General features: G+C 67.2%; 20 protein-coding genes. 10 read left to right on the forward strand and 10 right to left on the reverse strand.

The window, feature by feature from the left end; translation table 11 throughout:
* The first annotated feature begins 35 nt into the window (after positions 1-35).
* Entirely contained in the window at positions 36-251 is a 216-nt protein-coding gene (locus AXA74_RS24820; RefSeq protein WP_029579558.1) for a hypothetical protein, read from the forward strand.
* A 71-nt stretch (positions 252-322) separates the two neighbouring features.
* Positions 323-628, forward strand: a complete 306-nt coding sequence (locus tag AXA74_RS02400; protein WP_029579557.1) for a hypothetical protein — start codon at positions 323-325, stop codon at positions 626-628.
* A 7-nt stretch (positions 629-635) separates the two neighbouring features.
* Here the strand turns inward: AXA74_RS02400 and AXA74_RS02405 are convergent, their stop codons facing one another.
* Together AXA74_RS02405 and AXA74_RS02410 are read right to left on the reverse strand one after the other, a co-directional pair.
* A complete protein-coding gene (locus AXA74_RS02405; RefSeq protein ID WP_032979594.1) occupies positions 636-1,001 on the reverse strand; it encodes a Rieske (2Fe-2S) protein in 366 nt (121 codons plus the stop codon).
* 52 nt (positions 1,002-1,053) lie between these two features.
* Complete coding sequence (locus AXA74_RS02410; protein ID WP_032979595.1) at positions 1,054-2,853, reverse strand: ABCB family ABC transporter ATP-binding protein/permease; 1,800 nt, start codon at positions 2,851-2,853, stop codon at positions 1,054-1,056.
* Between the two features lie 127 nt (positions 2,854-2,980).
* On the opposite strand from AXA74_RS02410, the gene AXA74_RS02415 reads away from it, so the two are divergent.
* Both AXA74_RS02415 and AXA74_RS02420 read left to right on the forward strand, forming a co-directional pair.
* Complete coding sequence (locus AXA74_RS02415; protein ID WP_032979596.1) at positions 2,981-3,805, forward strand: aldo/keto reductase; 825 nt, start codon at positions 2,981-2,983, stop codon at positions 3,803-3,805.
* 3 nt (positions 3,806-3,808) lie between these two features.
* On the forward strand, positions 3,809-4,795 hold the full coding sequence (locus AXA74_RS02420; protein WP_029579553.1) for an aldo/keto reductase: 987 nt from the start codon (positions 3,809-3,811) through the stop codon (positions 4,793-4,795).
* Positions 4,796-4,816: 21 nt separating this feature from the next.
* Here AXA74_RS02420 and AXA74_RS02425 read toward each other — a convergent pair whose 3' ends face one another.
* Positions 4,817-5,011: a hypothetical protein gene (locus tag AXA74_RS02425; RefSeq protein WP_032961629.1), complete on the reverse strand. Its 195-nt coding sequence runs from the start codon at positions 5,009-5,011 to the stop codon at positions 4,817-4,819.
* Positions 5,008-6,183: a PepSY-associated TM helix domain-containing protein gene (locus AXA74_RS02430; protein WP_029579551.1), complete on the reverse strand. Its 1,176-nt coding sequence runs from the start codon at positions 6,181-6,183 to the stop codon at positions 5,008-5,010. The genes AXA74_RS02425 and AXA74_RS02430 overlap by 4 nt, the downstream gene beginning before the upstream one ends.
* 104 nt (positions 6,184-6,287) lie before the next feature.
* On the opposite strand from AXA74_RS02430, the gene AXA74_RS02435 reads away from it, so the two are divergent.
* On the forward strand, positions 6,288-7,016 hold the full coding sequence (locus AXA74_RS02435) for a metallophosphoesterase (RefSeq protein WP_095075188.1): 729 nt from the start codon (positions 6,288-6,290) through the stop codon (positions 7,014-7,016).
* Position 7,017: 1 nt separating this feature from the next.
* Here the strand turns inward: AXA74_RS02435 and AXA74_RS02440 are convergent, their stop codons facing one another.
* Positions 7,018-9,558 carry a penicillin-binding protein 1A gene (locus AXA74_RS02440; protein ID WP_032956622.1) on the reverse strand — a complete coding sequence of 847 codons (2,541 nt, stop codon included), beginning with the start codon at positions 9,556-9,558 and terminating at the stop codon, positions 7,018-7,020.
* Positions 9,559-9,717: 159 nt separating this feature from the next.
* Positions 9,718-11,694 carry a S9 family peptidase gene (locus tag AXA74_RS02445; protein ID WP_376740350.1) on the reverse strand — a complete coding sequence of 659 codons (1,977 nt, stop codon included), beginning with the start codon at positions 11,692-11,694 and terminating at the stop codon, positions 9,718-9,720.
* Positions 11,695-11,764: 70 nt separating this feature from the next.
* On the opposite strand from AXA74_RS02445, the gene AXA74_RS02450 reads away from it, so the two are divergent.
* Positions 11,765-12,211, forward strand: coding sequence for a BPTD_2524 family lipoprotein (locus AXA74_RS02450; RefSeq protein ID WP_032979597.1), 447 nt, complete (start codon positions 11,765-11,767; stop codon positions 12,209-12,211).
* Positions 12,212-12,226: 15 nt separating this feature from the next.
* Here the strand turns inward: AXA74_RS02450 and AXA74_RS02455 are convergent, their stop codons facing one another.
* The gene (locus AXA74_RS02455; RefSeq protein ID WP_029579546.1) at positions 12,227-12,655 is read right to left on the reverse strand and encodes a PaaI family thioesterase; all 429 of its coding nucleotides are present in this window, start codon (positions 12,653-12,655) and stop codon (positions 12,227-12,229) included.
* A 166-nt stretch (positions 12,656-12,821) separates the two neighbouring features.
* Between AXA74_RS02455 and dinB the strand changes: the two genes are divergently transcribed.
* Positions 12,822-13,904, forward strand: coding sequence for a DNA polymerase IV (gene dinB / locus AXA74_RS02460; protein WP_032979598.1), 1,083 nt, complete (start codon positions 12,822-12,824; stop codon positions 13,902-13,904).
* 11 nt (positions 13,905-13,915) lie between these two features.
* Here the strand turns inward: dinB and AXA74_RS02465 are convergent, their stop codons facing one another.
* The gene (locus AXA74_RS02465; RefSeq protein ID WP_029579544.1) at positions 13,916-14,377 is read right to left on the reverse strand and encodes a GatB/YqeY domain-containing protein; all 462 of its coding nucleotides are present in this window, start codon (positions 14,375-14,377) and stop codon (positions 13,916-13,918) included.
* A gap of 138 nt (positions 14,378-14,515) precedes the next feature.
* Here AXA74_RS02465 and hmpA point away from each other — a divergent pair, with 138 nt between their 5' ends.
* From hmpA to AXA74_RS02480, 3 genes are all read left to right on the forward strand, one after another.
* Positions 14,516-15,742, forward strand: coding sequence for an NO-inducible flavohemoprotein (hmpA, locus tag AXA74_RS02470; protein ID WP_029579543.1), 1,227 nt, complete (start codon positions 14,516-14,518; stop codon positions 15,740-15,742).
* A gap of 22 nt (positions 15,743-15,764) precedes the next feature.
* On the forward strand, positions 15,765-16,208 hold the full coding sequence (locus AXA74_RS02475; protein ID WP_029579542.1) for an Rrf2 family transcriptional regulator: 444 nt from the start codon (positions 15,765-15,767) through the stop codon (positions 16,206-16,208).
* A gap of 96 nt (positions 16,209-16,304) precedes the next feature.
* Entirely contained in the window at positions 16,305-17,546 is a 1,242-nt protein-coding gene (locus tag AXA74_RS02480) for a D-amino acid dehydrogenase (RefSeq protein ID WP_029579541.1), read from the forward strand.
* 11 nt (positions 17,547-17,557) lie between these two features.
* Here the strand turns inward: AXA74_RS02480 and AXA74_RS02485 are convergent, their stop codons facing one another.
* Both AXA74_RS02485 and AXA74_RS02490 read right to left on the reverse strand, forming a co-directional pair.
* On the reverse strand, positions 17,558-18,391 hold the full coding sequence (locus AXA74_RS02485) for a BKACE family enzyme (RefSeq protein ID WP_029579540.1): 834 nt from the start codon (positions 18,389-18,391) through the stop codon (positions 17,558-17,560).
* Positions 18,388-19,353: a 3-hydroxyacyl-CoA dehydrogenase family protein gene (locus AXA74_RS02490; protein WP_029579539.1), complete on the reverse strand. Its 966-nt coding sequence runs from the start codon at positions 19,351-19,353 to the stop codon at positions 18,388-18,390. Before AXA74_RS02490 ends, AXA74_RS02485 begins: the two co-directional genes overlap by 4 nt.
* Positions 19,354-19,361 lie beyond the last annotated feature (8 nt).

Below are 19,361 nucleotides of genomic sequence, written 5' to 3' on the forward strand. Positions count from 1 at the left end.
CCCTTACAATTTGGCAATTATTGAAGAGGGAAGCCATGAGTGTGATGTGTCCTGCGTGTCAGTCTATCCAGCCGGGGCTTTCTGGGGTCGTGCCGCATCAGCAGTTGGGCCACCAGGGATACACGCAGCCTACGCAGCGCGGGCGCGAGTCGCATCGCGAAGACCATTTCCGTTGCATCGAGTGCGGCGCCAAGTGGCTGCGCGAGACCGATAAATGGGGGGCGGATCTAGGGTTCCGCCTGGCGCCGTGAGCGGGATTTAAGTTGGGCGGCCAGGCGGCCGTCAATTTCTGGTGTCGTGACCGGACAATGAAGGAAGCAAGATGGCGCAGAAGGTATTGAACGGCTTCAGCATCGTGGCCTATGCCACCCAGCCCCAAGGCCGGACACCGCCTCGTGCTTTCATCGAGACTTCGCGGCTGCCCGGCCCGCCGCCGGCCGAGGGCGAGACCCCTCCGCCGCCCGAGGCGCCGCTGGTGTTCGAGATTTTTCTGTCGCGGCGTTTCCGCAGCACGGTCGAGGCCATGTCGGCCGCCCGCAATGCCCTGGACCAAGTGCGCCTTGTCACGGAGGAGGGCGTGCCCGACCCGATGCCGGATGCGGCCTGGGTGCCGCCCGAGGAAGACTGAGCCCGTATCAGAGCGGCTGTATCTTGCCCGTGGGTTGCCAATAGACCGCGCCGTCGCGCTCCTCGACCTGCAGGGCGGTCAAGCGGCTGTTTTTCGCGGCGCCGCCCACGCACACCCCTGTATCCGGACGGAAGGTGGCGCCATGGCGGGCGCACATGAGCAGGTCGCCCGCCCGCGTGAAAAAGCTGTTTTCCCAGTCCATCTCGACCCCGATATGGGTGCAGCGGTTGAGATAACCGTAGACCTTGCCCTGGTAGCGGACAAAGAAGACGGTGCTGCGGCCCGCGCCATCGGTGACGGGCAGCTTGACGCCCAGGCCGCCATCGACCAGGGATTGCGCGTCGCACACGCGCACGGCACAGGATTGGGACATACGGGTATTCCGGAAGACAGCCGGCGCCCATTTTGCCATGGGCGCCGGCGGTTCAGACGGCGATGGGAGCGCCCGACTCCCGCTGGCGCGCCCACATGCCGGCATACAGGCCCTTGCGCGCCAGCAGCTCGGCGTGGCGGCCGCGTTCCACCACCCGCCCTTCGGCCAGCACGATGATTTCGTCGGCATCGGCGATGGTCGAGAGGCGATGGGCGATGATGAGCGTGCTGCGGCCCTGGCTGACCTCGCGCAGGTTGTCCTGGATCTCGCGCTCGGTGTGCGAGTCCAGCGCACTGGTGGCTTCGTCAAAGAGAAAAATGCAGGGATTTTTGAGGATGGTGCGGGCGATGGCCACGCGCTGTTTTTCCCCGCCCGACAGCTTCAGGCCGCGTTCGCCCACGATGGTGCGATAACCTTCGGGCATGCTCATGATCAGCTGGTGGATATGGGCCAGGCGGGCCGCGTCCTGGATCTCGGCCTCGCTGGCCTCGGGACGGCCATAGGCGATGTTGTACTGGATGCTGTCGTTAAAGAGCACCGTGTCCTGCGGCACCACTCCGATGGCGGCGCGCAGGCTGTCCTGCCTGACGCCGCGGATATCCTGGCCGTCGATCAGGATGGCGCCCTGCTTGACGTCATAGAAGCGGAACAGCAGGCGCGCCAGGGTGGACTTGCCCGCGCCTGAGCTGCCCACCACGGCCACGGTCTTGCCGGCCGGCACCTCAAAGCTGACCCCCTTGAGGATGGGGCGGCGGTCGTCGTAGCCGAACACCACGTCGCGGAATTCGATGGCTCCGCCTTGCAGCCGCAGGGCGGGCGCATCGGGTTTGTCGGCCACCTCGCGGTCCTGGCCCAGGAGCTCGAACATGCGTTCCATATCGATGAGCGCCTGTTTGATCTCGCGGTAGATGAAGCCGAAAAAGCTCAGCGGATCATAGAGCTGCAGGAGGTAGGTGTTGACCAGCACGAAATCGCCCAGCGTGTAGCGGCCCTGGGCGATGCCCTGGGCGGCCATCCACATCACCACGGTCAGGCCGGCCGAGATGATGAGCGCCTGGCCGATGTTCAGGATGGACAGGCTGACCTGGCTGCGCACCGCGGCGCGCTCATAGCTGCGCAGCGAACTGTCGTAGCGCCGCGCCTCGTGTTCTTCATTGCCGAAATACTTGACGGTCTCGTAGTTCAGCAGGCTTTCCACGGCCTTGGTGTTGGCCTGGGAATCGGTTTCGTTCATCTGGCGGCGGAACTTGGCGCGCCATTCAGTGACGATCAAGGTGTAGGCCAGGTAGAGGGTGACCGTCAGGCCGGTGGCCAGAGCCAGCCAGCCGTCGAACATCTTCCAGAGCACGACGCAGACCAGGCCGATCTCGAAGAAGGTGGGCAGGACATTGAAGAGCAGAAAGGTCAGCAGGGTCTGGATACCCTTGGTGCCGCGCTCAATGGCGCGCGTCAGGCCGCCGGTCTGGCGCTCGAGGTGAAAGCGCAGGCCCAGGCCATGCAGGTGGCGGAATATTTGCAGGCCCACCGCGCGGATGGCGTGCTGCGCCACGCGGGCGAAGATGGCGTCGCGCAACTCCGAAAACAGCAGCGACAGCACGCGCGCCGCGCCATAGGCCAGGATGAGGCCCACGGGCACGACCAGCGCGCCGGGCGTGCCCTGGCCCAGCGCGTCGATGGCCTGCTTGTACAGGATGGGGACATAGACCACCGCCGCCTTGGCGATGATCAGGCTGAGCACGGCGAGCACCACGCGCGCCTTCAGGCCCGGGCGGCCGGGCGGCCACAGATAGGGCAGCAGGGTGCGGATGGTGGCCAGGCCGCCGCGCGGCGCTCGGGAAAGGGTTGCGGGCATATCGTGGGATGGCGGGCGGCATTTCCGGCCGCGGGATAGGGGAAATCTCCGGATTATCGTCCACGACGCTATGATGGTCTGCAATACCGCTGCCGGCTGAAGGGGCGGGTCTATTCCAGGAGGTTGTATGGCGACTAGCGTTCCTGTCATGCCGTTGAATGACGGCAACTCCATGCCCCAGCTCGGGCTGGGCGTCTGGCAAGTCCCCAACAGCGAAGCCAGCGCGGCGGTCCAGGCCGCCCTGGCGGCTGGCTACCGCTCGGTGGACACTGCCGCCATCTACGGCAACGAGGCTGGCGTGGGCGAGGGCCTGAAGGCGGCTGGCGTGGCGCGCGAGGCGCTGTTCGTGACCACCAAGCTCTGGAACGACCGCCATCATCATGCCCGCCAGGCCCTCGAGGAAAGCCTGCGCAAGCTCGACCTCGACTACGTCGATCTCTACCTCATCCATTGGCCGGTGGCCGGCAGCACCGCCTTCGTGGACGCCTGGCGCACCATGATCGAGCTGCGCGAGGCCGGCCTGACCCGCTCCATCGGGGTGTCCAATTTCACGCGCGAAAACCTGACCCTGTTGATGGAGGCCACCGATGTCATCCCGGCGGTCAACCAGATCGAACTGCACCCGGGCTTCGCGCAGCGCGAATTGCGCGCTTTCCATGCCGATCACGGCATCGCCACCGAGTCCTGGAGCCCGCTCGGCCAGGGCGTGGCCTTGCACGACGACACCATAGGCGCGATCGCCCGGAGCCTGGGCAAGAGCGCCGCGCAGGTGATCTTGCGTTGGCATCTGCAAAGCGGCCTGATCGTGATTCCCAAGTCCGTCACGCCGGCGCGCATCCGGGCCAATATCGATGTTTTCGACTTCGACCTCAGCAGCGAGGATATGCAGGCCATCGACGGCCTGCCCACCGGCAAGCGGCTGGGGCCCGACCCCGCTGTGTTCAAGGGCTAAAGCATGCAATACGTCAAATTGGGCAACACCGGCCTGAAAGTCTCGCGGCTCTGCCTGGGCTGCATGACTTACGGCGAACCCCTGCGCGGCAAACATCCCTGGACGCTGGACGAGGCGCAGAGCCGGCCGCTGTTGCGCCAGGCGCTGGACATGGGGATCAATTTCTTTGATACGGCCAACAGCTATTCGGACGGCTCCAGCGAGGAAATCGTGGGCCGGGCGCTGCGCGACTTCGTCAACCGCGATGACGTCGTCATCGCCACCAAAGTGTATTTCCCGGTCGCCGGCCATGCGGGCGGTCTGTCGCGCAAGGCCATCATGCGCGAGATCGACGCCAGCCTGCGCCGCCTGGGCACGGACTATGTGGACCTCTACCAGATCCATCGCTGGGACTATGAAACCCCCATCGAGGAAACGCTGGAGGCCCTGAACGACGTGGTGCGCGCCGGCAAGGCCCGCTACATCGGCGCCTCGTCCATGCACGCCTGGCAGTTTGCCCGCGCCTTGTTCCTGTCGGAACAGCGGGGCTGGGCGCGCTTCGTGACCATGCAAAACCACTACAACCTGATCTACCGCGAAGAAGAGCGCGAGATGCTGGGCCTGTGCGCGGACCAGAAGATCGGTGTGTTGCCCTGGAGCCCCCTGGCGCGCGGCAAGCTGACCCGCGATTGGGACGAGAGCAGCCATCGGGCCGAGACGGACGAAGTCTTGCAGAGCATTTATCGCGCCACCGCCGATTCGGACCGCCAGGTGGTGCAGGCCGTGGCCGATGTGGCCGCTGCGCGCGGCGTCTCGCGCGCCCAGGTCGCCTTGGCCTGGCTGCTGCATCAGCCGGGCGTGACCGCGCCCATCATTGGCGCCAGCCGTCCGGGGCATCTGCAGGATGCCCAGGCCGCGCTGGCGCTCAAGCTCGACGCGGAGGAGATCGCGCAGCTGGAGGCGGCCTATGTGCCGCATCCGGTGGCGGGCTTCACCCAGGCCAGGCGCTGAGCCGCGCCTGGAGCGGGGCGGCTAGCCGCGGGCCTTTTTTTCCCGCGGCCGCAGCCAGTACCAGGCGATCACGAGCAAGGGCCACGTCAGCGCGCCCCAGGAAGCCCAGTGCCACGGTCCCGTGCCCAGCAAGGCGGCCAGCAGGCCGAACACGGCCAGCAAGCCCAGGTAGATGGGCGCGCCCCAGACAAACCAGAACTGTCGGCGGGGCGTCATGCGGGCCTGCCTTGCGGCGCGGCGGCCTGCTCATGCTTGCGCACCAGTTCGGCCACGCGCGCGTCGGTGGCCTTGCGGCGGGCGATCCAGAGATAGAGGCCGCTGGCCAGCACCACGATGGTGATGAGGTCCAGGATGGCCCAGATGATCTTCAGCGGCATGCCGCCGTAGTCGCCGAAATGCAGCGGGCGGGAGAGCTCCAGCGCGGTCAGATACCACGGCATCTGCGCCACCTTGGTCAGTTCGCCGCTCACGCCATCTATCAGAACGGGGGTGTGCAGCTTGGAAGTCAGCGGGCTGTCGCCGCGCATCCAGACCGTGAAGTGCTGCGGGCTGCCAAAGAGATTGCCGGGATAGGCGATGGTGGTGATCTTGGTGCCGGGCAGGGCCGCCAGCGCGGCGTCGGCCACGGCCTGGGGCGCGGCCAGCTGCTTGGGCACGGGCTTGCCCTTGTAGGGTTCGAGCAGGGCGGTCAGTTCCGTGGCTTGCCAGAGGCGGAACAGCGGCGTGGACAGTTCGTTGATGACGCCGGTCAGCCCGACGACGAAAGCCCAGACCAGCGTGACCACGCCCAGCAGATTGTGCAGGTCCAGCCATTTGATGCGGGTCGAACGCCCGGCGCGCACGGTGCCGAACTCCAGTTTTTTCATGAAGGGGCCATAGAGCACGACGCCCGAGACGATGGCGATGCAGAACAGCAGCCCCATGAAGCCGAGGAACAATTCGCCCGCCAGCCCCGCGAAGAGATCGACATGCAACGACAGCATGATCCCCATGAAGGAAAAGCGGTCCTCGCTGTAGAGCGGGCCGTCGTGAAGCAGCTCGGCCGTGCGCGTGTCCACCCGCACGGCGTGGCCGACTTCGCGCGCGCGCGCCTGGTCGGGCGTCATACCGACATAGGCCTGGGGTTCGTCGGGGTCGAAGTAGACGTAGTCGACCAGCTCATCGGGATACTGGGCCCTGGCAGTGGCCACGATCCTGTCCACGCTGGCCATGGGCGTGTCCTGCGGCATGTCGACGATGGGCTTGCCCTCGTCGAGCAGATGCTCGATCTCGTGGTGGAAAATCAGCGGCAGCCCGGTGACGCAGATGATGAACAGGAACAGCGTGCAGACCAGGCTGGTCCATTTATGGACCAGATACCAGGTCTTGATTTTTGCGGCGGCGGTCATGGCGCGGGAGATCGTTCCGGAAAAGAACCAAGAATAATAGTTATTCGCAACATCATAAATCAAGATTTTGTGACTGGGCAGGGGGCGGTGGTTTAATTCCTTGCATGCTGTCCACCCATATTCCCGATGCCGGCGGCATTCTCCGCCTGCCGGCCAATCCTCGCGGCCGGGATGTCGCCGTGGGCGACATCCATGGCCATTTTTCGCGCCTGCGCGAGGCGTTGGACCGTTATGGTTTCGACCCCGCGCGCGATCGCCTGTTTTCCGTCGGGGATTTGATCGACCGGGGCCCGCAAAGCGAGTCGGCCGTCGCCTGGCTGGACGAGCCCTGGTTTTTCGCGGTCCAGGGCAATCACGAAGACCTGGCGGTGCGTCATGTCCGTAACGGGCGGGTCGACCAGGATAACTGGCGGCGCTACGGCGGCGGCTGGTTTCTGGATCTGCCGCCCGAACGCCAGCGCGTGCTGGCGCGGCGCTATGAAGCGCTGCCCGTGGTGATCGAACTGGCGACGGCCGCCGGCACAGTCGGCCTGCTGCACGCCGACAGCCCGGTGCGCGACTGGTCGCGGCTGGCCGGGACCCTGCGCGCGCATCGACGGCGCGCGCGGGGGCGCGCCCAGTGGTCGCGCGACCGGCTGGCCCAGGGGGATGCTTCAGGGGTGGCCAATGTGCGGGCGGTGGTGGCCGGCCACACGCCCGTGCCCGAACCGGTGGTGCTGGGCAACGTCTACCACATCGACACAGGCGGCTGGCAGGATGAAGGGTATTTCACGTTGTTGGACCTGGGCAGCCTGAGCGCCTGGCCGCGGCCGGCACGCGCCCCGCGGCCCTAGTTCAGAGCGGCTGGGCGGCGATGGCGCTGGGCACTTGCACCGTGCCCACGCCGCCGGCCGGCGCCGCGGCGGGCGTCGGCGCGGCTGGCGAGACAGCATGGGCGGCGGGCGGGGCGGCCGGGACCGGGATGCTCAGCGGCGCGGGCGCGGCCTGGCCGGGCTGCCTGACGCGGGTGTCGCTGTCGTCGGCGGGACGGAAGTTGTTCAGGAAGTCGGACAGCGAATCCCCCGTAGTCAAGTCCAGCGCCGCGATGGCCTGGCCTGGCGGAAACTCGGTGTAGTAGTAATTGCCGTTGTCGGCGATGAGGCCTTGCGGCCGGGGCGCGCGCGGCGTCTCGGCCACGCCCTTGAGCATGGGGCTGGCGTAATCCAGCCAGGTGGTCAGGGCCAGGCCGCTGCCGAACTCGTTGCTGCCCAGGCTGCGCGGCTGGTCGAAGCCCATCCAGACCGTGGTGACCATGTCGCGGTTATAGCCCGAGAACCAGACGTCGACCGAGCCATTGGTCGTGCCGGTCTTGCCGGCCAGGTCATTGCGCTTGAGGCTGCGGTAGACGCGCGCGGCCGTGCCCTTGACCGTGGTGTCGTGCATGATGTCGTCGACCAGCCAGGCGGTGCGCGGATCGATGGCGCGCGCGGTCTCGTCGCCGGCCACCACGGGCTTGGCCTGCATCAGCACCTTGCCCGAGCGGTCGGTCACGCGATCGATCAGGAAGGGGGTGAGCAGGTAGCCGCCATTGGCAAAGACGCTGTAGGCGTTGGCCACCTGCAGCGGCGTGGCCGCCCCAGCGCCCAGGGCGATGGGCAGCACGGCCGGCCAGCGTTCGCGCTCGAAGCCGAAGCGTGTCAGGTACTCCTGCCCATATTGCGGCGTGATGGCCTGCAGCAGGCGGATCGAGACCATGTTCTTGGAGCGGTAGAGCCCTTCGCGCAGCGTCAGCATGGGCTCGTACTGGTTGTTGTCGTTCTTGGGCTGCCAGTCTCGCGAGCCGGTCTGCGCGGCGGTCAGCATGAAGGGCTGGTCGGAGATCTGGGTGCCCGGCGTGAAGCCGCGCTCCAGCGCGGCGGCATAGATGAAGGGCTTGATGGTGGAGCCGGGCTGGCGCCAGGCCTGCGTGACGCGGTTGAACGAGCCGCGGTAGTAGTCGAAGCCGCCCACCATGGCGCGGATCGCGCCATCCTGCGGCCGCAGCGAGACCAGCGCGGCCTGCAGGGCCGGCATGTTGATGATTTCCCAGCTGTCGGCGTTCTTGTGGACATAGACTACCGACCCGCGCCGCAGGCGCAGGCTGGAATCGGCCTTGGGGTTGAGGGCGCGCGCCACCACGGCCAGCGCCTTCTTGTCGCTGATGGTGATGATGTCGTTGCTGCTGCGGGCCACCTTGACCTCGCCCGGGCTGGCCGAGAGCACCACGGCGGCAAACAGACCATCGCTGTCGGGATGCTCTTCCTGGACGCCGTCGAGCACGTCGTCCAGCGCCTGGGCATCGCGTTCGATGCCATCGGGCAAGTCCACCTGGCCTTCGGGGCCGGGGTAGGGCGCGCGGCGCGTGTAGTCCAGCACGCCGTCGCGCACGGCCTGGTAGGCCGCTTGCTGGGCCTTGGAGTCGATGGTGGTGTAGACATCGATGCCTCGCGTATAGGCGTCTTCCTTGAAGACGCCATACATCAGCTGGCGGGCCATTTCGGCCGGATATTCGCCATGCACGGCATAGCCGTGCGACGGGCCGCCCTCGGCGCCGCGCAGCACGATTTTCTCGGCGCGCGCCTCGGTGACCTGCTCGGGGGTGAGATAGCCCAGCGCCTGCATGCGGCCCAGCACATAGCCTTGGCGCGCCTTGGCGCGTCCGAAGTTGGACAGGGGATTGGAGCGGGAGGGCGCCTTGGGGATGCCAGCCAGCATGGCGGCCTCGGCCGGCGTGACGTCGGCCAGCGCCTTGCCGAAATAAGTGCGCGCGGCGGCGGCGAACCCATAGGCGCGATGGCCCAGGTAGATCTGGTTCATGTAGAGCTCGAGGATCTGGTCCTTGCTGAGCTCCGATTCAATTTTGTAGGTGAGCAGCAGCTCGTAGAACTTGCGCGAATAGGTCTTTTCGGAAGACAGGTAGAAATTGCGCGCCACCTGCATGGTGATGGTGCTGGCACCCTGGGTCTTGGACATCTTGACCAGGTTGGTCAGGCCGGCGCGCAGCACGCCGGTCCAGTCTATGCCGTTGTGTTCATAGAAGCGATCGTCCTCGGCGGCCAGCACGGCATGGCGCATCACCTCGGGGATCTCGTCAAAGCGCAGCACGTTGCGGTGTTCTTCGCCGAACTCGCCGATCAGGACTTTGTCTGCCGTGTAGACGCGCAGCGGCACCCGGGGACGGTAGTCCGTCATGGCGTGCAGCTCCGGCAGGCTGGGCCAGGCCAGCGCCAGGGCCAGGCCGAGCGTGACGATGCCGGCCAGCGCCAGGCCGGCGGCGGCGATACCTGCTTGGACGAGTAGACGTCGTTTGCCGCCGGGCTTGGCCGGGCGGTCCGGGGAGTGCGGTGCGTGATTCATCGGAGCCGATTCTAGGGCAGAACCGCATAGACCGGCCTGGGGGGCCAAAGGTTTCCGTAACCAAACATGGCGGGGCAGGCCGGCGGGCTTGTGCGCGGACAAAAAAGGGACGCCGCCCGTGGGCGGCATCCCGCTTATTTTACGCGCCCGCGCGCCGCTTCACGGCTTGAGGTGTTCGACGAAGAATTTTTCCATCGCCGCATAGAACTCGAATTTGTTCTCTTCGTTATGGAAACCGTGGCCTTCGTTTTCTTTCACCATGTATTCGACGTCGACACCGCGGCGGCGCAGCGCCTCGACGATCTGATCGCTCTCGGCCTTGTTGACGCGCGGGTCCTTGGCGCCCTGGGCAATGAACAGCGGCGTCTTGATGCGGTCCGCATGCAGGGCGGGCGAGGTGGCGGCCAGGCGCTCCTTGTCGCGCACCGGATCGCCCACCATGTCCTGCATTTTTTCGAGCATGGGCTTCCAGTAGGGCGGGATGGTCTGCATGAAGGTGAACAGGTTGGACACGCCCACGTAGTCCACCGCCGCGGCGTACAGATCGGGGGTGAAGGTGACGCCGGCCAGCGTGGCGTAGCCGCCGTAGCTGCCGCCATAGATGCCGATGCGCTTGGGATCGGCGATGCCTTGCCCGATCAGCCAATTGACGCCGTCGGTGATGTCATCCTGCATGGCCAGGCCCCATTGTCCGAAGCTGGCTTCCCAGAACTTGCGGCCATAGCCGGTCGAGCCGCGGAAGTTCATTTGCAGGATGCAAAAGCCCCGGTTGGCCAGGAACTGCACCTCGGGGTTGTAGCCCCAGCCATCGCGCGCCCACGGCCCGCCGTGCGGATTGACGATGCAGGCGAGGTTCTTGGGATCGCGGCCCTTGGGCAGCGTCAGGTAGCCGTGGATGGTCAGGCCGTCGCGCGCGGTGTACTGGATGGGCCGCACCGAAGCCATGTCGGCTTCGGGCAGGGCGGGGTTGATGATGGCCAGCTCATGCAGCTTGTCCCGGGCGGCATCGTAGAGATAGCGCACGCCCGGGGTGCGGTCGTTATAGGCCGCCACGATGAATGTGTCTTCGGCGCGGTTCCAGCTTTGCAGGGCGAACTCATAACCGGGCAGGTGCTGCTTGAGCCGGTCGAACAACTGGCGGGTTTCCGCGTCGAAAAAGCGGTACTGCGGCTTGTCGGTCTGGTAGGCCGCCAGCGTGAGGACTTTGCGCTTGCGCGAGTAGCCGGCCGCGTCCAGGTCCACCGTGTCGGCCTCGAAGATTTTCTCTTCGACATCGGGGGTGGCCGGGTCGATCACGACCAGCGCCAGGCGATCGCGGCCGCGATTGGACAGCGCGTAGAGCTTCTTGTCGTCAAACGTAAAAAAAGACGGGCTGACGCTGGTGCGGTAGTCGGTGGTGATGAGGGGGCGGAAGGGCGATTGCTCGTCGTCGCGGTAGAGCAGGGTGGTGTTCAGGCCGTCGCTGGTGACGGCGGCGCGCACGCGGCCCCGGTGGTCGGTCTGCCAGCCGACCACGTTGCCGGGATTCTCGGCCACGCGCGTGGCCTGGCCGGTATGGACGTTGACGCGGTAGACATCGAAGACCTGGGGGTTGCGCTGGTTGTGCGAGATCAGGACGTGGTCGGGATCATCGGGCAGGTCGTCCTCGATGCCGGCCCGCACGCCTTCGAAGGGCGTGAGGTCGGTGACCTTGCCGTTGCGGATGTCCACGGCCACGACGTGGAAGTTCTCGTCGCCGCCGAAGTCCTTCTGGTAGAGCACCGTGTGCGAGCCCTTCCAGAAGAAGTTGCTGATGTCGCGCAGGCTTTCGCTGGTGAGTTTGCGCGGCTGGCCTTGCGGCTGGCCGTCGGCCAGCGGCTGCACATAGATGTTCATGCGCGGGGGACTGCCCTCGATGCTGACCGGCTGCATGAAGCCCAGGGTCTTGCCATCGTCGGCCAGGCGGAAGAACCCCTTCTCCGGATTGCGGAAAAAGTCTTTCAGGGGATATTGGCGCGGCGGCTGGGCCGAGGCGCCCAGGGCAGCGCCGATCAGGCCCGCGGCCAGGAGAGTGCGCGTGAGGGTTTTGAGCAAGATGACCTCCGGAAAGCGTGCGCCGCGTCCGGATCGGGGCGGGCGCCTGGGGTGTTCGATCATGCCACAGCCTCCGGACAGGTGTCGAACCGGCCCGAATGCGGGATAATCCGCCGCAGTCTATGGAGGAATCATGTTCAAAGCCATCCCGCTTGCCGCAGCTGTCCTGGCCCTGGCCGGGTGCTCGGTCGGATCCGGCCCCAACGGCGGCGCGCTGTCGGCCGACATGCAGGCCCAGGTGCCGGTCCAGGCGGCCTATGACGCCGCCGTGGCGCAGGCCGAGCGCTGCCTGGTCGGCCAGGGCGGCTACCGGGTGGACGGCCAGGTCAATGAGCGCTCGGCCATGATGCGCGTGCTCACGCCTTTCGGCGGCAACGAAATGGCACGGGTGGAGATCACGTCCACCGGCCCGGCTTCCTCGGCCGTGCACATCAATATGTGGGGGCGCAGCATCTGGAATGCCGACGCCCTGCGCGCCATGAAGGAGGCCATCACCTTCGGCGTGCCCTCCTGCGTGGCGTATATGCCGGGCGATCCCCAGCCCAAGGAAGAGGTCTGGAAGCTGCCCCAGCCCCGCTAGGGCGCGGGGCGCGCGTCAGTCGCCGCCCGGGCGCTGCGCGACCAGCTTGAAGGTGGCCGAGGCCTTGGCCACCAGTTGGCCCTTCTCGTCGCGGATCTCGCCTTCGCAAAAGGCGATGGAGCTGCCCTTGCGCAGGCAGCGCGCCTCGACGACCAGGTCGCCCAGGCCCGGCGCCATGAAGCTGGTAGTCATGTCGATGGTGGCCATGCCGATGTCGGCCTGGTTGCCGCGCGCCGCCGCGCTCAGGGTGAAATCCAGCACGCTCATCATGGTGCCGCCATGCACGTGGCCGCGGCTGTTGGTCAGTTCGCGCCGCCAGGGCAGACGGCAGCGCGCCACGCCATTGTCGAGGGACTCGGGGATCAGCCCCAGATAGTCCATCATGGGGATTTCCAGGCCGAAATAATCCGTGGGCGCGCGTTCTATCGTGTTGTGTTGCGTCATGGGGAGAGAGGCCCGATGGGCCGGTGTGCCGACAAACCCTGGACTGTAGCGCGAAACCCCCGGCCGCCCCCAGGCGGCTGTCCCCTCCGTGGTCAGTCTCGGTCATAATAGTGCTACCGTATATTTATCCAGTAGTCCGGCCGGCCGGCACGGCCGCGCGCAAGCCATGACCGTCCCGACCCGCAAAATCGTGCACATCGACATGGATGCTTTCTATGCCTCCGTCGAACAACGCGACCGCCCGGAGCTCAAGGGCCTGCCGGTCATCGTGGCCTGGACGGGCGCGCGCTCGGTGGTCTGCGCAGCCTCCTATGAGGCGCGGCCCTTTGGCGTGCACTCGGCCATGGCGGTGTCGCGCGCCCGGCGCCTGTGCCCGGACGCGATCTATGTGCCGCCGGACTTCAACCGCTATCGGGCCGTTTCCAGGCAGGTGCGCGAGATATTCTCCCGCCATACCGACCTGGTCGAGCCGCTGTCGCTGGACGAGGCTTATCTCGATGTCACGGTCAACAAACAAGGCCTGCCGTCGGCCACGGCGGTGGCCGAGGCCATCCGCGCCCAGATCCGCGCGGAAACCGGCCTGACGGCTTCGGCCGGCGTGGCGCCCAATAAATTCCTGGCCAAGATCGCTTCCGATTGGAACAAGCCCGACGGCCTCTTCGTGGTCCGCCCCTCCCGGGTGCTGGCCTTCCTGGCGCCGCTGCCGGTGCGCAAAGTGCCCGGCGTGGGCAAGGTGACCCAGGCGCGGCTGGAGGCCCTGGGCGTCCATACCGTGGGCGATCTCGCCACCCGGGAGCTGGCCGAGCTGGAGCATCATTTCGGCCGCTACGGCACACGCCTGTATGAGTTGGCGCGAGGGGTGGACGAGCGCGAAGTGCAAGCCGACCAGCCCTTGCAGCAGGTCTCTTCCGAGACCACGTTCGAGCGTGACCTGCGCCTGTCCGAACTGGGCGAGGCCCTGGACCGCCTGGCCGGCCGCGTCTGGGAGCAGGCGGGCAAGAAAGGCCAGCTGGGGCGCACCGTGGTGCTCAAGCTCAAGACCGACCGTTTCCGCATCCTGACGCGCAGCCTGACGCTGCCGCAGCCGCCATCGTCGGCCGAGGAGCTGGCCGCCATTGCGCGGCGGCTGTGCGCGAGGGTGGATCTGCCGGCGCAGACGCACTATCGGCTGGCCGGGGTCGGCATGAGCAACTTTGCCGACCCCGGGCAAGGCGCGCGCCAGCCGGATCTGTTCGGCGGCGCGTTCTAGGGCGGCAAGCCTCAGGCCAGGCGGGCCTTGACCTGCTGCGAGACCTGCGACATGTCGGCGCGACCGGCCAGGGCCGGTTTGAGGATGGCCATGATCTTGCCCATGGCCGCCGGGCCGGTGACTCCCTGGCCTTGCACCTCGGCGATGGCCGCGGCGATGGCGGCATCGATTTCCTCGGCGGCCGCGGCCTGCGGCAGAAACTCCTGCAGCACGACGACTTCGGCCTTTTCCTGCTCGGCGGTCTCGGTGCGGCCGGCGGCCTCGAAGGCGGCGATGGATTCGCGGCGCTGCTTGACCTGTTTCTCGATGATGGCGGTGATCTCGGCGTCGCTGAGGTCGCGGCGCTCATCGACCTCCTTCTGCTTGACCGCGGCCAGCAGGAAGCGCAGGGTCGCCAGGCGGGCGCTGTCCTTGGCGCGCATCGCCTGTTTCATGGCGTCGGAGAGCGTGGTCTTGAGCGTGTCGGTGCTCATGGGGAAATCCTTGAGGGTTGCTGCAAAGCCCGTGTTTTAACCCTGCGCCGGGCAGGGCGGCAAGTTGTCCCAGGTTTTTAAAGATGTAGAATAAATACATGTTTAAGCCGGAATACCGGCAACCTCTAGGAGCAGTGCATGTTGAGCGTAACCGTCCGTGAGCAGGTCAAATCCACGGCGCCCGTCCTGAAAACCCATGGCGAGGCCCTGACGCGCCATTTCTACGCCCGTATGTTCCAGGGCAATCCGGAACTCAAACAGGTCTTCAACCAGGGCCACCAGCAAAGCGGCCAGCAGCAGCAGGCGCTGGCCATGGCCGTGGCGGCCTATGCCGAGCATATCGACGATCCCTCCGTGCTGGGCCCGGTGCTGGAACGCATCGCGCACAAGCATGTCAGCCTGGGCATCCGTCCCGAGCATTACGCCATCGTGGGCAAGCACCTGCTGGCCTCGATCCGCGAGGTGCTGGGCGAGGCGGCCACCGACGCGCTGATCAACGCCTGGGCGGCGGCCTATGGCCAGTTGGCCGATGTGCTGGTGGGCCTGGAGTCGCAGCTCTACGCCGCCTCGGCGAGCAAGCAAGGCGGCTGGACCGGCTGGCGCGGATTCAAGGTCGTGGGCAAAGTCCCCGAAAGCGCGGAGATCACATCTTTCTACCTGCGTCCGGCCGACGGCGGCGCCTTGCCGGATTTCCGTCCAGGCCAATACCTGTCGGTGCGTCTGTACATCCCCGAGCTGGGACTGATGCAGCCGCGCCAATACAGTCTGTCGGACGCGCCGGGCAAGGACAGCCTGCGGATTTCCGTCAAGCGCGAGCCGGCCGGCACGGGCCCGGCCGGACGGGTGTCCAACCGCCTGCATGACCACGTCCAGGAGGGCGATGTGCTGGATGTGGCGCCGCCGCAAGGGGATTTCGTGCTCGACACCGAGGGCGAGACGCCGGTGGTGATGATCTCGGGCGGCGTGGGCATCACGCCGATGATGTCCATGCTCAATGCCTTGTTGCAGCGCCAGGAGGCTGGCGGCCCGCCGCGGCAACTGCGCTTTGTGCATGCCTGCCGCGCCGCGTCGGCGCATGCCATGCGCGACGCCGTGGCCGAGGCCGCGCGCCGCTATCCCAATGTGCGCCGCCACGTGTTCTATGAACACGTGGGCGAGGGCGACCGCCAGGGCGTGGACTATGATCACGCTGGCCGCATTGACTGGCAGCGCATCGCCGATGACGTCGTGCTGCCCGAGGCCGATTATTATCTCTGCGGCCCGCTGCCCTTCATGCGGGCGCAACACCAAGCCCTGAGCGCGCTGGGCGTGCCGGCCCGGCGCATCCATGCCGAGGCCTTTGGCACCGGCGGGCCGGGCTGCTAGCGCCGCCTTCACGCCAACCGCCATGCAACTGACCCGATTCACCGATTTTGGCCTGCGCGTCCTGATGTACCTGACGCAGTGCCGCGAACGCGACAAGCCCGTGACGATCCCCGAGATCGCCGAGCGCTTCGCCATCTCGCGCAATCATCTGGTGAAGGTGGTGCACTTCATGTCGCAGCAGGGCTGGGTCGCCGCCACCCGGGGCAAGGGCGGCGGGCTGGCCCTGGCCCGGCCGGCCGACAGCTATCGCCTGGGGCAGTTGGTGCAGGCCCTGGAACACCAGGCGGGCCTGGTCGATTGCGGCAGCCCTCCCTGTGCATTGCAGGGGGCCTGCCTGCTGGCCGGGGTCCTGAATGACAGCTTGCGCATCTTCTACGAGAGCCTGGACCGCCACACCCTGGCTGAACTGGTGGCGCAGCCGACCGAGGCGGCCATCATCCGCCTGCATCGCGGCGCTTCCGCCTAACCTAAGGTTATGGCTGCTGGCGGGATAGGCATTTGCCGCCGGGGTGGCCGCCCAGGAAAATGAAGGATTCTCTTCGTTTTGCAAGGTTGCCGGGTTATGCGGGTATGTGTGATCGGCGCCGGGGTCATAGGCGTGACCACGGCCTACTTTCTGGCGCGCGAGGGCCACGAGGTCGTGCTGATCGACAGCCAGCCCCGTCCCGCCGAGGTTTCCAGCTACGCCAATGGCGGGCAGCTGAGCTATAGCTATGTCGCGCCGCTGGCCGGCCCCGGGGTGCTGTCCAGCGTGCCGGGCTGGCTGTTGCGCTCGGACTCGCCACTGCGCTTCCGGCCCCGTCTGGATCCGCATCAATGGCGCTGGTGCCTGCAGTTCGCGCTGGCCTGCAATGCCGATGTGGCGCGCCGTTCGACCGCGCAGCTGCAAAGCCTGTCGTATCTGAGCCGTGATGTGCTCAACCGCCTGCTGGAGCAGGAAGAGCTGGATTTCGGCCATCTGCGCAACGGCAAGCTGATTGCCTATCGCAGCGGCGAACTGCTCGACAAAGCGCGCAAGCTGGCCGCCTACCAGGCCAGCCTGGGCGCCGAGCAGCGCGTGCTGGACGCCGCGCAGACCCTGGCGCTGGAGCCCGCGCTGGCCGGCATGGGCAGCAGCCTGGCCGGCGCCGTCTACACGCCCAGCGAAGAGGTGGGCGATTGCCATCAGTTCACGCTGGCCCTGTTCGACCGTCTGCGGGACAACGCGCAATGCCTGATGAGCACCCAGGTCTCCAGCCTGTGGACCGAAGGGCGGCGGGTGGTCGCGGTGCGCACCAGCCAGGGCGACATCGGCGCCGACGCGGTGGTGCTGGCGACCGGCGTGGGCACGCGCGCGCTGCTCAAGCCGCTGGGCCAGGATGTCCCGCTCTATCCCTTGAAAGGCTATAGCCTCACGGTGCCTCTGGCGCCGGGCGACAAGACCGCGCCCGCCATCAGCGTGACCGATTATGAGCGCCGCATCGTTTACGCCCGCGTGGGCCAGGCCTTGCGCGTGGCGGCGATGGTGGATATCGGCAGCCGCGACAACGCCATCGATCCGGCGCGCATCGCCCTGCTCAAGCGCCAGGTCGCCGAAGCCTTCCCGACACTGGACCTGAGCCAGGCCCGTCCGTGGGCGGGGCTGCGGCCGGCCACGCCCACCGGCAAGCCCCTGATCGGCCGCGCCCGCGTGGCCGACAACCTCTGGCTCAATATTGGCCAGGGCGCCTTGGGCTTCACGCTGGCTTGCGGCAGCGCGGCCCTGTTGGGCACCCTGATGAGCGGCATGGAGCCGCCCATCGACCCGCTGCCCTTCCAGCCCTGAACCGGGCGCGTTCAGCCCAGCGCGCCGTAGATGGCGCGGGCCTGGCTGGCGTCGGCCAGGGGCCGGCCCAGCACCCGGCCGCCTTCGGCGGCCTGCGCCACCAGCGCGCTGTTGCCCGGGGCGATGCTGCCGTCGCGCAACAGCAGGTTGTTCTCGAAACCCACGCGCATATGGCCGCCGAAGGCGGCGGCCGTGGTGACGCAGGCGTTTTCCTGGCGGCCGAAGGCGCAGATGGCCCATGGCAGGGTCTGGCCGGCGACCTGCAAAAAGGGCAGCAGGTCGTGGGGCGAGGATTGCTGGCCGGCCACATAGCGGCCCAGCACGTAGAGCAAGGACCAACAGCCTTCGGGCACGAGGCCGCGCGCGCGGAAGTCCTGCCAACGGGCCAGGTCCTCGGCGCTGTAGAGGATGATCTGGGTCATGATGCGCTCGGCGGCGATCCAGGCGAAAAAGGCGGCCAGCGCCTGTTCGCCGATGTCCGGCACGGCGATCTCACGCAGGCCGATGGATACGGCCTCGGGCTTGAGCTCGCGCACCATGGCCATCTGCTGGGCTGCCTGGTAGACGCCGGCTGCCTCGCTGGTGACCTGCACCAGCAATTCGCGCCCCACGGCGCGGTCCACGGCGGCCAGCGCGTCGCGATAGGCCTGCACATCCAGCGAGTGCTTGCCCTCGGCCGTGCGCACATGCATATGCATCATGGCCGCGCCGGCATCCAGGCAGGCGCGCGCTTCCGCGGCCAGCGCGGCGGGCGTCATGGGCACGGCGGGATGGTCGCGTTCGGTCTTGTAGGCGCCGTTGGGCGCCACGGTGATGATCAGGGGCGAATCGGCCAGCAGGGTCAAGGTTCGATCTCCGGGAGTTCGTTCGAAAGCAGTTCCAGGCCGGCGCGCAGCAGCTTGTCATAGCGCGCGCGCTCGGCCGCGATGGTCTCGGGCGTCCAGTGATAAAAGCCGGCGCCGGCCTTCATGCCATGGCGTCCGTCGGCGGCGCGCTCGGTCAGGCAGCGGGCCGGATGGTCATCATTGCAGAAAGTGGGATACATGGTGGCGCCGGCGGCGGCGTGCACGTCGATGCCGGCGTGGTCGCGCTGCATGACCGGGCCGGCGGCCAGGAAGCGGAAGCCAAAGCCGAAGCGTACCGCGTTGTCGACATCCTCGGGCGAGGCGATGCCCTGGTCGATGAGGGCGAAGGCCTCGCGCGACAGCGCGTGCTGAAGGCGATTGGCCAGAAAGCCCGGCAGGTCGCGCGCCACGCGCACGGGCACCATGCCGCAGCGGCGCATGAAGGCGAACAGGGCATCGGCCGCCGCGGGGTCGCTGGCGTCGCACAAGACGACCTCGACCAGGGGCACCAGGTGCGCCGGCATGAAGAAATGCAGGCCCAGCATGCGCGCGCGCGTGGCCCGGCCACGGCCGATGGCGCTGATGGGGAAGCTGGAGCTGTTGCTGGCCAGTATGGCCTGCGCGGGAGCGCGCTCTTCCAGCTCGGCGAACAGGGCCTGCTTGACGTCCAGCCGCTCGGGGATGCACTCGATCACCAGGCCGACACCGGTCCAGTCCACATCGCTCAGGCTGGCGGCCACCGTCACATGGCGGCTTAGTTCGGCACGCTGCAAGGCGGCCAGATTCTGCTGGACGCGCGCCGGCAGGGCGGCGGCGCGGCCGGCGTCGGGTTCGACCACGGTGCAACGGCACTGGGCGCGCGCCAGCACCACGGCGACATCGGCGCCCATGGTGCCGCCGCCCACCACGACGACGTGGGCCGAGGCGGGGCGGGCCAGGGCGGGATAAGAGCTTGCATTCATGCTGCGGA

The organism is Bordetella hinzii LMG 13501, assembly GCF_001548475.1.
Classification (GTDB): Bacteria; Pseudomonadota; Gammaproteobacteria; order Burkholderiales; family Burkholderiaceae_B; genus Bordetella; species Bordetella hinzii.

Bases quoted from the DNA above. Each gene is read 5' to 3' on its own strand.
- AXA74_RS02410 (WP_032979595.1), bottom strand. From the start codon at position 2,853: ATGCCCGCAACCCTTTCCCGAGCGCCGCGCGGCGGCCTGGCCACCATC.
- dinB (WP_032979598.1), top strand. From the start codon at position 12,822: ATGACCGTCCCGACCCGCAAAATCGTGCACATCGACATGGATGCTTTC.
- AXA74_RS02405 (WP_032979594.1), bottom strand. From the start codon at position 1,001: ATGTCCCAATCCTGTGCCGTGCGCGTGTGCGACGCGCAATCCCTGGTC.
- AXA74_RS02440 (WP_032956622.1), bottom strand. From the start codon at position 9,558: ATGAATCACGCACCGCACTCCCCGGACCGCCCGGCCAAGCCCGGCGGC.
- AXA74_RS02420 (WP_029579553.1), top strand. From the start codon at position 3,809: ATGCAATACGTCAAATTGGGCAACACCGGCCTGAAAGTCTCGCGGCTC.
- AXA74_RS02490 (WP_029579539.1), bottom strand. From the start codon at position 19,353: ATGAATGCAAGCTCTTATCCCGCCCTGGCCCGCCCCGCCTCGGCCCAC.
- AXA74_RS02450 (WP_032979597.1), top strand. From the start codon at position 11,765: ATGTTCAAAGCCATCCCGCTTGCCGCAGCTGTCCTGGCCCTGGCCGGG.
- AXA74_RS24820 (WP_029579558.1), top strand. From the start codon at position 36: ATGAGTGTGATGTGTCCTGCGTGTCAGTCTATCCAGCCGGGGCTTTCT.
- AXA74_RS02480 (WP_029579541.1), top strand. From the start codon at position 16,305: ATGCGGGTATGTGTGATCGGCGCCGGGGTCATAGGCGTGACCACGGCC.
- AXA74_RS02430 (WP_029579551.1), bottom strand. From the start codon at position 6,183: ATGACCGCCGCCGCAAAAATCAAGACCTGGTATCTGGTCCATAAATGG.
- AXA74_RS02455 (WP_029579546.1), bottom strand. From the start codon at position 12,655: ATGACGCAACACAACACGATAGAACGCGCGCCCACGGATTATTTCGGC.
- AXA74_RS02415 (WP_032979596.1), top strand. From the start codon at position 2,981: ATGGCGACTAGCGTTCCTGTCATGCCGTTGAATGACGGCAACTCCATG.
- AXA74_RS02425 (WP_032961629.1), bottom strand. From the start codon at position 5,011: ATGACGCCCCGCCGACAGTTCTGGTTTGTCTGGGGCGCGCCCATCTAC.
- AXA74_RS02435 (WP_095075188.1), top strand. From the start codon at position 6,288: ATGCTGTCCACCCATATTCCCGATGCCGGCGGCATTCTCCGCCTGCCG.
- AXA74_RS02465 (WP_029579544.1), bottom strand. From the start codon at position 14,377: ATGAGCACCGACACGCTCAAGACCACGCTCTCCGACGCCATGAAACAG.
- AXA74_RS02445 (WP_376740350.1), bottom strand. From the start codon at position 11,694: ATGATCGAACACCCCAGGCGCCCGCCCCGATCCGGACGCGGCGCACGC.
- AXA74_RS02400 (WP_029579557.1), top strand. From the start codon at position 323: ATGGCGCAGAAGGTATTGAACGGCTTCAGCATCGTGGCCTATGCCACC.
- hmpA (WP_029579543.1), top strand. From the start codon at position 14,516: ATGTTGAGCGTAACCGTCCGTGAGCAGGTCAAATCCACGGCGCCCGTC.
- AXA74_RS02475 (WP_029579542.1), top strand. From the start codon at position 15,765: ATGCAACTGACCCGATTCACCGATTTTGGCCTGCGCGTCCTGATGTAC.